The 12,563-nt window shown below is 49.5% G+C and carries 15 protein-coding genes; 10 read left to right on the top strand and 5 right to left on the bottom strand.

What is annotated here, in order from left to right; all coding sequences use genetic code 11:
- Positions 1-63 precede the first annotated feature (63 nt).
- The 4 genes from ACTRXG_RS06520 (at position 64) to ACTRXG_RS06505 (ending at position 3,580) form a co-directional block, all read left to right on the top strand.
- Positions 64-366, top strand: coding sequence for a metal-sensitive transcriptional regulator (locus ACTRXG_RS06520; protein ID WP_474262393.1), 303 nt, complete (start codon positions 64-66; stop codon positions 364-366).
- Positions 367-424: 58 nt separating this feature from the next.
- A complete protein-coding gene (gene copZ, locus ACTRXG_RS06515) occupies positions 425-637 on the top strand; it encodes a copper chaperone CopZ (protein WP_474282130.1) in 213 nt (70 codons plus the stop codon).
- A 121-nt stretch (positions 638-758) separates the two neighbouring features.
- Positions 759-3,176 carry a heavy metal translocating P-type ATPase gene (locus ACTRXG_RS06510; RefSeq protein WP_474284363.1) on the top strand — a complete coding sequence of 806 codons (2,418 nt, stop codon included), beginning with the start codon at positions 759-761 and terminating at the stop codon, positions 3,174-3,176.
- 221 nt (positions 3,177-3,397) lie between these two features.
- Positions 3,398-3,580, top strand: a complete 183-nt coding sequence (locus tag ACTRXG_RS06505; protein WP_474262389.1) for a hypothetical protein — start codon at positions 3,398-3,400, stop codon at positions 3,578-3,580.
- A gap of 70 nt (positions 3,581-3,650) precedes the next feature.
- On the opposite strand, the gene ACTRXG_RS06500 is transcribed toward ACTRXG_RS06505, so the two are convergent.
- Positions 3,651-3,917, bottom strand: coding sequence for a hypothetical protein (locus ACTRXG_RS06500; protein ID WP_474262388.1), 267 nt, complete (start codon positions 3,915-3,917; stop codon positions 3,651-3,653).
- 172 nt (positions 3,918-4,089) lie between these two features.
- Between ACTRXG_RS06500 and ACTRXG_RS06495 the strand changes: the two genes are divergently transcribed.
- Complete coding sequence (locus ACTRXG_RS06495) at positions 4,090-4,512, top strand: hypothetical protein (protein WP_474282136.1); 423 nt, start codon at positions 4,090-4,092, stop codon at positions 4,510-4,512.
- A 117-nt stretch (positions 4,513-4,629) separates the two neighbouring features.
- Positions 4,630-5,016 (top strand): DoxX family protein, encoded by a 387-nt coding sequence (locus ACTRXG_RS06490; RefSeq protein WP_474262386.1) that lies wholly within the window; start codon positions 4,630-4,632, stop codon positions 5,014-5,016.
- A 47-nt stretch (positions 5,017-5,063) separates the two neighbouring features.
- Here the strand turns inward: ACTRXG_RS06490 and ACTRXG_RS06485 are convergent, their stop codons facing one another.
- Together ACTRXG_RS06485 and ACTRXG_RS06480 are read right to left on the bottom strand one after the other, a co-directional pair.
- A complete protein-coding gene (locus ACTRXG_RS06485; RefSeq protein WP_474284362.1) occupies positions 5,064-6,113 on the bottom strand; it encodes an SEC-C metal-binding domain-containing protein in 1,050 nt (349 codons plus the stop codon).
- 152 nt (positions 6,114-6,265) lie between these two features.
- Positions 6,266-7,228, bottom strand: coding sequence for an L-lactate dehydrogenase (locus ACTRXG_RS06480; RefSeq protein ID WP_474284361.1), 963 nt, complete (start codon positions 7,226-7,228; stop codon positions 6,266-6,268).
- 182 nt (positions 7,229-7,410) lie between these two features.
- Here ACTRXG_RS06480 and ACTRXG_RS06475 point away from each other — a divergent pair, with 182 nt between their 5' ends.
- The 3 genes from ACTRXG_RS06475 (at position 7,411) to ACTRXG_RS06465 (ending at position 10,010) form a co-directional block, all read left to right on the top strand.
- Entirely contained in the window at positions 7,411-7,593 is a 183-nt protein-coding gene (locus tag ACTRXG_RS06475) for a hypothetical protein (RefSeq protein ID WP_091613249.1), read from the top strand.
- Positions 7,594-7,657: 64 nt separating this feature from the next.
- Positions 7,658-9,094 carry an NAD(P)H-binding protein gene (locus ACTRXG_RS06470; protein ID WP_474262383.1) on the top strand — a complete coding sequence of 479 codons (1,437 nt, stop codon included), beginning with the start codon at positions 7,658-7,660 and terminating at the stop codon, positions 9,092-9,094.
- 82 nt (positions 9,095-9,176) lie between these two features.
- Entirely contained in the window at positions 9,177-10,010 is an 834-nt protein-coding gene (locus tag ACTRXG_RS06465; protein WP_474262382.1) for an STAS domain-containing protein, read from the top strand.
- A gap of 66 nt (positions 10,011-10,076) precedes the next feature.
- Here ACTRXG_RS06465 and ACTRXG_RS06460 read toward each other — a convergent pair whose 3' ends face one another.
- Entirely contained in the window at positions 10,077-10,316 is a 240-nt protein-coding gene (locus ACTRXG_RS06460) for a hypothetical protein (RefSeq protein ID WP_474262381.1), read from the bottom strand.
- A gap of 75 nt (positions 10,317-10,391) precedes the next feature.
- Positions 10,392-11,375, bottom strand: coding sequence for an aldo/keto reductase (locus ACTRXG_RS06455; protein ID WP_474284359.1), 984 nt, complete (start codon positions 11,373-11,375; stop codon positions 10,392-10,394).
- Positions 11,376-11,515: 140 nt separating this feature from the next.
- Between ACTRXG_RS06455 and ACTRXG_RS06450 the strand changes: the two genes are divergently transcribed.
- Positions 11,516-12,502, top strand: a complete 987-nt coding sequence (locus ACTRXG_RS06450; RefSeq protein WP_474277961.1) for a cyclodeaminase — start codon at positions 11,516-11,518, stop codon at positions 12,500-12,502.
- The last annotated feature ends 61 nt before the right edge of the window (positions 12,503-12,563 follow it).

Here is a 12,563-nt window from a genome sequence, read left to right as displayed (position 1 = left end):
TCATAAAAATTGATTAACGCCGCTCCACCTAGTAAACTAGCGGTAAATAAGCGATAAGAAGGAGTGGACAGTATGGAGCATGCTTCAGGCAATAAAAGGACCGTCCAACCTAATAAACAACAAATGCTGAACAGGTTAAAGCGTATTGAAGGACAGGTGCGCGGCGTTCACGATATGGTGGAAAACGATCGGTACTGTGTCGATATTTTAAACCAGATTGCAGCTATTCAGTCTGCAACCAACAAAGTATCGCTGGCATTAATGGAGGACCATACCTCGCACTGTGTGGCGAATGCCATTAAAGAGGGCGAAGGCGAAGAATCCATTGAAGAGCTGATGACCGTTATGCGCCGGATGATGAAGTGATTTTTGACAATACCCCACAGGCGTATTATATAATGAAGGTACAGAAAGGATGGTTGAAATGAAAAAAGAAACGATCCAGGTAGAAGGAATGAGCTGTGGACACTGCGTCTCTGCGGTAGAAGGCGGCGTCGGCGAACTGCAGGGCGTTTCCAGCGTGAAAGTAAACCTCGATACAGGTGCCGTAGACGTAGAATATAATCCTGAAGTAACTTCACGAAAAGATATTGATGAAGCGATAGATGATCAGGGATACGATGTTGTATCTGCATAAATGATTAATAAGGAGCGGATCGTGCAGCCACGATCCGCTTTTTTATCACAGTTTTGTTTGCTAAATACTATACGGGGGTATAATATTAAAAGAAAGCCTGCAATGGAAATGAGGTGCCGGTATGGAAAAGCAGAAAACCAATAACAATCTTTCCCGCTGGAACGCATCCGTAGAGGGTATGACCTGTGCGGCCTGCTCCCGGAGAATTGAAAAGCAGGTAGGGAAAATGGAGGGGGTCTCGGAAGCCTCCGTTAACTTAACAACCGAACAGCTTTCGGTGCAGTATGATCCAGATGAGGTATCGCCGCATGACATGGAAGAAAAAGTAGAACAGACCGGCTACAGCGTCCGTCGCAGCGAAGCAGTATTTGACGTCTCCGGAATGACATGTGCAGCCTGTGCCAACCGGGTCGAAAAGAAGCTGAATAAAATGCCGGGTGTGTCGGAAGCTACCGTCAACCTGGCGATGGAGCGTGCCACGGTTCACTATCTGGACGGGGAAGTTTCTGTAGAAGATATGAAACAGGCAGTAGACAAATTAGGGTATGGGTTAACCGAACGGACCGAAGAAGAGACGGAGGAGCCTAGAGAAAAAGAGCAGCGGAAAAAAGGATGGCAGCTGCTGATTTCTGCGCTTTTGACCCTCCCGCTTGTATGGACGATGGTGTCCCATTTCGGATTTCTGTCCTTTCTCTGGGCTCCGGAAGCACTGATGAACCCGTGGGTGCAGGTCGGTCTTGCAACGCCGGTTCAGTTTGTGATCGGCTCCACGTTTTACCGGAGCGCCTATAAATCACTGCGGAGCGGCAGTGCCAATATGGACGTGCTGGTTGCTCTTGGAACCTCGGCTGCCTATTTTTACAGCCTGTACTTTGTGCTGACGGGCAATGCGTCCGAAGGTCTGTATTTTGAAACTTCGGCTGTGATTATTACCCTCATTCTTCTCGGTAAATGGTTTGAAGCGAAAGCGAAGGGTCGCACCTCGCGTGCCATCAAGTCGCTGCTTTCATTAAAAGCCGAAACTGCCCTGGTGGAACGGGGCGGGGAAGTAACAGAAATAAAGAGCGAAGATGTTCAGGAGGGCGACATCGTCCATGTGAAGCCGGGAGCGAGAGTGCCGGTGGACGGGGAGGTCATTGACGGCCGCTCGTCTGTGGATGAGTCCATGCTTACAGGCGAAAGTATTCCGGTGGACAAAGATACCGGGGACACGGTGATTGGAGCGACAGTGAATGGAAACGGGCGTATCCGCATGCGTGCGACCCGGGTCGGCAAGGACACGGCGTTATCGCAGATTGTGCGGGTCGTTGAGGAAGCGCAGGGCGGAAAGGCGGAGATCCAGCGCCTCGCCGACCGGGTATCCGGAGTGTTTGTGCCGATTGTGATTGGAATCGCGGCTTTGACCTTTCTCACCTGGATTCTTTTTGTGCAGCCCGGATCGCTTGAAGCGGCGCTTCTGCCGACCATTGCCATCCTTGTTATTGCCTGCCCATGTGCTCTTGGTCTCGCAACACCGACATCCATTATGGCAGGTTCGGGCAGAGCGGCTGAAAACGGCGTGCTCTTTAAAGGCGGACAGTATTTGGAAAGCACGGGAGCCGTAGAGACGATTCTGCTCGATAAAACCGGCACAATTACAAAAGGGGAGCCGGCAGTGACTGATATTGTGCCGGCAGCCGGCTGGACAGAACAGGAGCTGTTGATGCACGCGGCCGGCGCGGAGGAATCCTCCGAGCATGCGCTCGCCCAGGCGATTGTCCGGGACGCGGGACAGAAAAATATTACGCTGCCGAGGGCGTCTTCGTTTGAAGCAGTACCCGGCAAAGGGGTGCTTGCAGCCACGGACGCCGGTACTGTAGTGGTCGGAACGAGTGCCTGGCTGGCGGAGCGCCGGGTGGAAGGTATACCGGAAAGTGCAGAAAATGAAGCAATGGAAGATCAGGGAAAAACAGTGATGGGAGTCGCAGTAAACGACCGTTTTGCCGGGTGGATTGCCGTAGCTGATACAGTGAAAGAAACATCCAGACGGGCAGTGGAACGCATGCAGGCAGCAGGACTTGAAGTCGTCATGATTACCGGCGATAACGAAAAGACTGCCCGCGCCATTGCAGCCGAAGTAGGGATCGATCGCGTAATTGCGCGCGTGCTGCCGGAGCAGAAAAGCAGCGAAGTCACGCGGCTGCAGCGTGAAGGCCGGCGCGTAGCGATGGTCGGAGATGGCATTAACGATGCACCGGCGCTTGCGACAGCTGATATCGGGATGGCTGTTGGTACAGGAACGGATATCGCCGTGGAGGCAGCCGACATCACGCTGATGCGCGGGGATTTAAACAGCGCTGCTGATGCTGTGCTTATGAGCCGGGCCACGATGAAAAACATTAAAGAAAATTTATTCTTTGCATTTGTGTATAATTCCGTCGGCATTCCTATTGCGGCTATCGGCCTGCTCGCTCCGTGGGTGGCCGGGGCAGCCATGGCGTTCAGTTCCGTTTCTGTTGTGCTGAATGCCCTGCGCCTTCAGCGGATGAAAATTTCATAATAAAAACAGGCAGGGCCCAGCGGCTCTGCCTGTTTTCTATCCACCAGGAGAAGAAAATAATTGTGAATCCAGTTCATTACTATATTACTATGAACTTTCTTGGTTTGTGTTATAATAAACAGGAATTTATAGGTATAATATAATGGATCGAATGCATTTAATAGATGATTATCCAATTAAAAAGTGACTCAAGGAGGCTGTTCAAAATAGCTGCAAATTGTATGTCCCAATCCATAGGCAATGCTAAAATTGCTAATTCTGACTCTATCGATAAACTCACAAAGTGCCTGTATCAAACCGCCAATATCGAGCTCGGCAAATTAACAGCTTCGATAAACAGTGCCCAGGAAGAACTTAATTTATTAATGCAGGAAATTCAAAGGCTCCAGGGTAAATCCGTATGATGCCTGGATACATGCGAAGCACCTATCTATCAGCCTAAAAACAGACAGGGCATAGTGCCTCTGTCTGCTTTTAGGCTGCCCCTATTTTTTTATCCAAAAGGGCGGCGATAACGAACATAAAAATCATGCCGACGCTTACGACGAATAAGTCGGGCCCGATCCAGCGGGTGAATACAATGCTTAAAATTAATACAGAGAAAAAGGCGATAAATGTTACATTCGCTGCGGCGAACCGGTGCCGGCGGCCGTGCTGTTTAATGCGGGCGATGACGTAAATAGCGGCATTTAATGCCAGGCCGATAAATAAAAGGTAATACAGATTTAATGTTAGTTCCATGACTCATCGATCTCCTCAACTACGTTCTGGTATGTATTCGTGCATCGGGACATCTTTTCATATCACTTTACATGGTAACATGAACTTGAAAAAGGCGGTAGGAAAGATAAACCGTGCCTGCATATGCTACACTTGCCGTAGAAGTTAGTGATGGAAGGAAGGAACAATTACGATGCAGATAGAAAAATACGAAGGCATGCCTCCAAGCGAAGTGCTGCAGGGTATCCTATATTTACACGCTCAGCTTTTTGAAAAAATGGAACCAATGCACCAGACTCTCGAACAGGCAGAGGCGTCTCTCGTGCAGGTAGCGCGGGAGGAAGGGAAAATACTCGGCTACGACATCAGCTACGCGAAAGATGAAAGCGTATGGTACAGCTGGCTGAACGGCATGGAAGAAGCGTTTGAAGATGACGGATGGAGAAGCCGTCTTGTCGGCAACGTTCTTATTCATGCCCGGGAGCAGGGTTATGAGGTGGTGCAGACGAAGCTTGCCCACCGGTACCCGGAATTTATTGATATGCTGCAGGCCGCGGGCTTTCAGGTGAAAGAGGAGTTAACAGATGAACGCATCTGGCTTGAGAAAAAGCTGTGAAAAGGGACCGTTTCCGGTCTCTTTTTTTATAGGCAGAAATCACGTATCTTCGTATAGTGCCTTTTCAAATTTGCAGTAGTTCCGCATACTAATGAAAAAGAAAAAGGAGGAAATCATATGAAAAATATCGAAGCCGGACTGTTGATCCTCCGGGTCGTGACAGGCGTGATATTTTTAGCCCACGGAGCAGATAAATTACTGAACGGAATGGGTGACCAGGCTGCATCGTTTGGCAGCATGGGCATGCCGGAAGGCACGGCTTACGCTGTAGCAGTCATCGAAGCCGCGGGAGGAATTTTACTGATTCTAGGACTGCTGACGCGTGTCGTGGCGGGGCTGTTTGCACTCATTATGCTTGGAGCGATTGTAACGGTCAAATGGCAGCAGGGGCTGATTGGGGGCTTTGAGCTTGATCTTATACTGATGGCTGCCTCTATTCATCTGGCGCTTACTGGAAGCCGCATGCTTGCCTTGAAAAAACGAAAAAAGAAACGTTCTTTCTGAAGCAGTAAACGGCCTGCAGGGATAAACCCCTGCAGGCCGTTTACTGTTTATGCATTTTCATTTGACGTATAAGGCTCCATCTTTTTCCACTGCGTACGAATAGTGGACGAGGCCACGCCGTAGCGTTCGGCGATTTCTTTCTGGGTGCCGCCTCCTACTGCGTATTCAAGGGCTGCTGCCTGGGCTTCCGGCTTGCGGATAACAGGATTTTCCTGTTCACAAAAGCGTGCCCACAGCTCTGAAGCTGCAGCTGCTGCGTCTTTAGACAGCTGATCGGAGCTTTCGAGCGCCTCCACTACCTTCTGCTGGTCGTCGTTCAGGCCTGAAGTGGATGCCGCAGCGGTCTCTGTTGTATCGGCCGCAGCATCTGAACCTGTTTCAGACGGGGTGGTGGAGGTGCTATCTGCTTCCTGGTATTTTTCCTGAAGATCATCCTTAAGTGTGCGAAGCACGTCCGGCAGGTGATGCGTGATCCAGCCGGCTTTATCCGCTTCGTTATCCGGAACAGAGCCGGTAACACTTTTAATGACGTCATCGCCGAAGTCCGGATGAAACGGCAGCAGGCCGAGCATTGGATACCATTTGTCCTCCACAGGAACTAAAAAGGCGAGGAATACAATGTTTTCCTGCAGGTCGCGGAAAAAGGACAGTGGTTCAATGTGGTGAACTTCATCGCTCAACAGGTCAGTGACTTCGTACCAGTCGTCGGTCATTTTATTCAAACGAAATAATGACAGGTTATGCCCGGTCCAGTTGGAATAAAGCCGCTGAAGCCGCGGGTGCTGACTGTTCTGCTCTATCTGCTGATGGATATTCATCCATTCCCTGCGCTCATTGCCGTGCAGTAAAAAGTCGGCAAGCGCCAGGTTTTGGACAAATTTATGCCAGGCATAAGGGAAATAGTTCGGCCGGTAGACCCGGCGGTAATAATGGCTGAAATCCTTCCGGCTGTCTTTGTTCGCAGCGGCTGCAAGATCCAGCTGTATGTTGGTTACTTCTTCAGTCGTATAAGCTGGCTGGTTGGCGGGATCGCCGCAGCATTTTTTGTATTTTTTACCGCTGCCGCAAGGACACGGATCGTTACGTGAAATACTCATACATTCAGGCTCCTTCTCACTAGTATGTTACTATTCCTTCAAATTCTAACATACATTGCCCCGAAATGGGGAATCCGTGCGCTTCAGGGGGGTGGAGACGTGAAAAAACCCTTCGCAGTGGAAGGGCTGTATTTGTATAATAAGAGACCTGCTTAATTAGCAGCTTGGCCGTTCGCATTTTCCCATACGCTGCGGAGTGTCTCTGCGCTGTGGTGGAAGTCTTGGGCTTCCTCTTCATTCAGTGGCAGTTCGATCACTTCCCGTATTCCCTCGCGGTTAATGACGGCCGGCACACCGATGCACAGATTATTTTCTCCGTACTGGCCGTCAAGGTGGGCGCTGACGGTCAAAACGCTGTTTTCGTTTTTAAGAATCGCGTTTGTAATACGGGTGAGTCCCATTGCGATGCCATAGCTGGTGGCGCCCTTACGCTCAATGATCTCATAGGCAGCCCCGCGGACGTCTTTAATCATGCCTTTCATTTCCTTCACATTTTTGTTTTCTTTTTCATCTGCGAGTTCTACTGCGTTTCGGCCGCCGACGTTTGCCTGGCTCCAGACGGCAAGCGATGTGTCGCCGTGTTCACCAATGATATAGGCGTGGGCATTCTGGGCAGCAGTATCAAAATAGTCACTCAGCATAAACCGCAGGCGGGCGGTATCCAGAATTGTCCCGCTTCCAATGACCCGTTCTCTTGGAAGCCCGCTGAACTGCTGGGTGGCATACGTAAGAATATCCACAGGGTTAGTGGCAATAAGGAATATTCCGTCAAAGCCGTTATCCATCACCTGACCGACGATATTTTTAAATATAGCCGTGTTTTTGCCTACAAGATCGAGACGGCTTTCCCCGGGTTTTTGGTTGGCACCGGCAGTAATACAGACAATGTCGGCATCCTGGCAGTCTTCATAGGTGCCAAACCATGTTTTAGTAGGATGCGGGGCAAAGGCTTTACCGTGATTGAGATCCATCACGTCCCCTTCGGCCTTGCGCTCATCCAGATCGATGATCACGAGCTCCTCGACGACGCCCTGATTAATTAACGAAAATGCATAGCCGCTGCCGACAGCTCCGGCTCCGATAACAACAACCCGGTGGACGTGATTTCTTTTCATGTATAAAATCCCCTTTCGAATATGAATCATGTGAATGAATGAGCAATCTTTATCTATTTATATTGTGCACTATTTCACAAAGTGATGCAAGTACAGAAAATATATAATTGTGAACAAATGATGAACTTACGTGTTGGGAGGAAATCGAAACGGGAAAGGAGCAGAAGAGGGGGAATGACTCGATGGAAAATGCGTTAAAATATGCGCTGCCGACAGCGTTGACGTGGGCAGTGATTGGTCTGCTCGCCGGGTTGAATCTCGACAGAGGATGGCTGTGGGTGCTTGCTTTTGTAGTTTTCGGATTTCTCGTCAGCTTTGTTACAGTGATAATTGCGCAGTGGATTATTTCTAAAATAAATATGTAATTAGCGGCGGAGAAATTAGGGAATGGTGTATGTAAAGCTTATAAGGGAAAAGGAGCGTGCAAGCATGGAGGATATAAACGGCCGGAGACCGGTCATAGCTATTACTGGCGCTAGTGGATATATCGGAAGGAACCTGATGAAGGAACTGAAAAAGCACGCGGATATTATTGCTCTGTCGAGAAACATAGACACAAAAGAAAACGAGGAGCATGTAACATGGCGCTCGTGTGACTTATTTTCATTAAAAGACGCGGAACAGGCACTCGAAGGTGCAGATTACGCTTTATACTTAGTTCATTCGATGATGCCGACGTCCAAGTTAACTCAAGGAAGCTTTGAAGATATGGACGTTATCCTTGCCGATAATTTCGCGCGTGCCGCCGAGCAGAAGCAGGTGAAGCAGGTCGTTTATTTGAGCGGCATTATTCCTGAAGCCGACCGGCTGTCCCGCCATTTAAGCAGCCGGCTGGAAGTAGAAAATATCCTGAAATCGTACCGGACGCCGGTGACCGCTATACGTGCAGGGCTAATCGTCGGCCCGCAGGGATCCTCTTTTCCTATTCTCGCAAAGCTGGTAAAACGGCTGCCGGTCATGATCCTTCCGAAATGGACGCAGACCAAAACCCATCCGATCGCCCTTGCCGACGTATTAAACAGTCTGCAAAAAAGTATCGGGGAAGAATCGCTCTACAACCGTTCGATCGACGTCGGAGGGCCGGATGTAATGACCTACCGGAAAATGATGAATATCACTTCAAAGGTGATGGGGAAAAAGCGCTACGCAGTTACCGTGCCTTTTTTCACCGTGCGCCTTTCAAGACTGTGGGTGAGTGTAACTACCGGGACGCCGAAAAGCCTGGTTTATCCACTGATTGAAAGTCTGATCCATCCAATGGTGGCTGACCCTGCCAAAAGTGTGAAGGGCATCAGTGATGGAAAAATTCCATTCCGGGAGGCGGCAGAAAACTCTCTGAAGGAAAGCAGGAAGGAGCAGTCCTCGATTCTGGCACGCCTGAAGCCGGCACCTGTCGAGCGGAATGTACGCTCTGTCCAGCGTGTCACCATCCCAAGTGGAAGAGACGCAGACTGGACGGCCCGTTATTATATAAAGTGGCTGCCGAAGCTTCTGCGCCCATTCGTAAAGGTGGAAACGACCGATCGCTACCAGTACGGCCTGCGGCCTGCCTTTATGAAAAGAACATTTCTCGAGCTTTCCTATTCCAAGGAGCGCAGCGAAGAAGACCGGGCACTGTACTATATTACCGGCGGACTCCTTGCACAGGTAAATGAAGGAGAACGGGGCCGGCTGGAATTTCGTAAAATTCCTCACACGAACCAGTGCATTGTAGCGGTACATGATTATGTTCCGGCTATGCCATGGTACTTTTATCAATATACCCAGGCGTTTATTCATCTGTGGATCATGAACCGCTTTAAAGCACATCTTGAAAAAGACCAGTGGACGTTACGGAGGTCCCGTCAGCTCCAGCCGGAGTCATAATTTTCCTCGTTTAGTTTCACCTTTTTTAAGGAACACGGAAAAGGATATGAGTAGTCTGCATACAGAAGGGAGACGGTGCCGTATGAGCACCAACCAGTTGATCCGTGACTATTTTGTCAATCACGCAGCGGAAATGGCGAATTCATGGTACGAAACGTTGGAGGAATCAGACAGAGAATCTGCTTACGCAACGACTGACCCAAAAGAAGTTGAGGAACTGAAGTCTCAGACGTATGAGTTTCATTTATATTTCTCGAGTATTTTTATCGAGGACCGGAATACATGGGAGAATACCTTTGAAGTATGGATAGACGGCATTATCAGTGATCCTAAATACTTCCGGACGAAGGATGCGCGGGTCGTCCGGGAAATGATGAGGTACAGGGAACAGTATACTGCCTATTTGAAGCGCTTTTATGCGGAAGAGCACGCAGAGCTCTCTGCCAATATGAAAGAACAGCTTCGGGAGCTCGTAACAAACGGCATGGATCAGATTATTCTTTCTTACGTGGAAAAATCCAACCGGCTGCTCCTGCAGAAATTAGAAGCGAGGGAAAGCATTATTAATGAACTGAGCGCTCCGGTTATCTCTCTGAATAAATCCTCCGCCCTTCTTCCGTTAATTGGAGAAATTGACGAAGAACGGGCTGCAGTAATACTCGAGCACACACTTGAGGCGTGCTCGAAAAAGCAGGTCTCTGAATTGTTTATTGACCTTTCCGGCGTAGCCGGCATCGATACCCACGTCGCTCATCAGATTTTCGGGCTGATACGTTCGTTAAAGCTGATTGGCGTACAGCCTGTTCTGGCAGGCATGCGTCCCGAAATCGCCCAAACCTCCGTCAATCTTGGCATCAGATTTCAGGATGTACCGATTGCCTCGTCGCTTTCCCAGGCAATGGACCAAAAGCATTAAAAAAAGCCGGCTCCCTAATAAAGGATGCCGGCTTTTCTTTCATCTTTAACACAGATTCATCTGTACTTAGACTTTTTCTACAACGTACGTTGGCTTCTCAACGAATTTTTTACCAGCGAGTTCTTCGGAATGATCGAAGTAGCCGCCGAATTTATAAACGACTTTGTACTCGCGGTCCGGCTCTGTAAACAACTGATTTTCATTGTTGGAGATGACCGTGACATGGTTGTTTTCTACAAAGCTGTCGATTTCACTCGCTTTATAGTTTGTACCTGCAGTAAGTTCGGAAACGGATTGGCTTCCCATATATAATCGCTCCTTTGCGTTATAGTTTGTCCACTCGTTACAATACCCGGGTGAAACCTGTCTTAATCATACGATTTAATAGCCGCCCCGGATGCTTGGCTCTACGTCCTCTAAATAAAACTTTGTCAGCTTCTCCTGCTCCTCTTTCGAGAAGGAGGGCACACTGATCGCTTCGAGGCTGTCGGTCACCTGTTTTTCGTTACGGAATCCAGGTATGACACAGGTGACGTCCTCGTTATCCAGAATCCAGCGCAGAGCTGCCTGGGCCATTGTGCCCCGCTGCTCTTTAATCCACTGGAGGGAGGTGCTGAGCTCTACGCCTTTTTGAAAAGGAAGGCCGGCGAATGTTTCTCCGACATTGAAGGCGTCTCCGTCCCGGTTGAAATTGCGGTGGTCGTCTTCAGCGAATGTCGTTTCTTTTGTATATTTTCCGGTTAACAGTCCGCTTGCGAGCGGCACGCGGGTCAGGATACCGACGCCCTGCTTTTTCGCCTGTGGAAAAAGCCGTTCTGCCGGCTTCTGACGGAAAATATTGTAGATCACCTGAAGTGCCTTAACATTTGGATAATGCAGGCATTCCATGCCTTCCTCCACTGTTTCCACGCTGACTCCGTAGTGGCGGATTTTCCCCTGTGCCTGCAGGTCATCAAGTACCTTAAATACCGAGCCGTCTTTTAAAATGTCGATCGGCGGACAGTGAATCTGATAAAGATCCAGGCGTTCGCGTCCGAGACGCTTCAGTGTAGCATCCAGGTAGGCTGTGACACTTTCCCTGGAATAAGTATTTGGGTCATTAATATCGCCGCCGCGTGCAAATTTGCTGGCCACGTGAATCTTGTCTTCTTTGCCTTTGGTTGCTTTTCCAATCAATTCCTCGCTGTGTCCATCGCCGTACACGTCGGCCGTGTCGAAAAAATTCACTCCGGCGTCCATGGCAGCCTCGAGGCCTTTGAGCGCTTCGGTATCGTTTGTTGCTCCCCACGCGCCGCCAATGGCCCATGTGCCAAAGCTCAATTCACTTACTTTTAGATCGGTATTTCCCAACTGACGATATTTCACACCGTCCACCTGCCTTTTAATCAAAGTATGGTACGCTATTCCCGTTCTGCAGATATTTAAGCGTTCTCATGATTAATGGTTTTGATTTAGTGTAATGTTTCCTATAATAAAAGCAGCACATTTTAAAGGAGGCGGAGTCCTTGTATTTATTCAAAGAAAAACCGATCAGAAATACGATTGATGTCAATCAGCAGGCGCTTTCCCTTATTGAAGACGGCTTTCGGCGCCTGCAGGCAGGAGAAGTAACCATGCCTCCTGTACTCAGCATGCCCATTGCCGATAAAAATGGTGAAATGGATGCAAAAACGGCTTACGTCAAGGGCATGGACCAGTTTGCCCTGAAAATTTCGACCGGTTTTTTCGATAACCCGGACAAAGGACTTCCAAGCCTTAGCGGCATGATGCTTTTGTTTCATTCGGATACCGGCTTCCCGGCAGCAGTGCTTCAGGACAATGGATATTTGACCGATGTGCGCACAGGAATTGCCGGCGCCGCGGCAGCCAAGTATTTGGCTAAAGACGAGGCAAGGATTGCAGGTATCGTCGGAACCGGCACACAGGCGCGCTTTCAGCTGCGGGCGCTGAAAATGGTACGGCCGTCAATTGAAAAAGTGTATGTGTACGGACGCAAAAAAGAACGGATTGAAGCGTATCAGCGTGAAATGGAGCATGAGCTTGGTGTTACGACGGAAGCTGCCGATCTTGAAACAGTAGTACGAAACTGCGATGTGCTCGTTACGACGACACCGTCTACAGAGCCGTTCATCAAAAAAGAATGGCTGCATCCGGGGCTTCATATTACAGCTATGGGCTCAGATGCCTCGGAAAAGAATGAAATCGAGCCGGACGTACTCGGAGCGGTGGATATTCTTGCCTGTGATGCGGCTTCGCAGGTATTTTCCATCGGTGAACACCGGACGGCAAAAGAAGCAGGAGTTATCGATGAAAGCAGCACCGTGGAAATCGGGGCGATTATCAGCGGAGATGCCCGTGGCCGGGAAACGATGGAGCAGGTAACCTTCTGTGACCTGACAGGCACCGGGGTGCAGGATACAGCCATTGCCGTCTACACGTACGACCAGCTCAAGGCCTCCGGAGAAGGACTCGAAATAACAGAAGACGAATAAACAGTGGGCGCCGGGTCAAGGATCCGGTGTCTTTTTTATGCTCTTTCCTGGAGAAAGGGTG

The sequence above is a fragment of the Marinococcus sp. LNSP9103-4 genome (genome assembly GCF_056034345.1).
The sequence above is the reverse complement of the archived record's forward strand: the minus strand, read 5'-3'. Positions and strand labels throughout refer to the sequence as shown.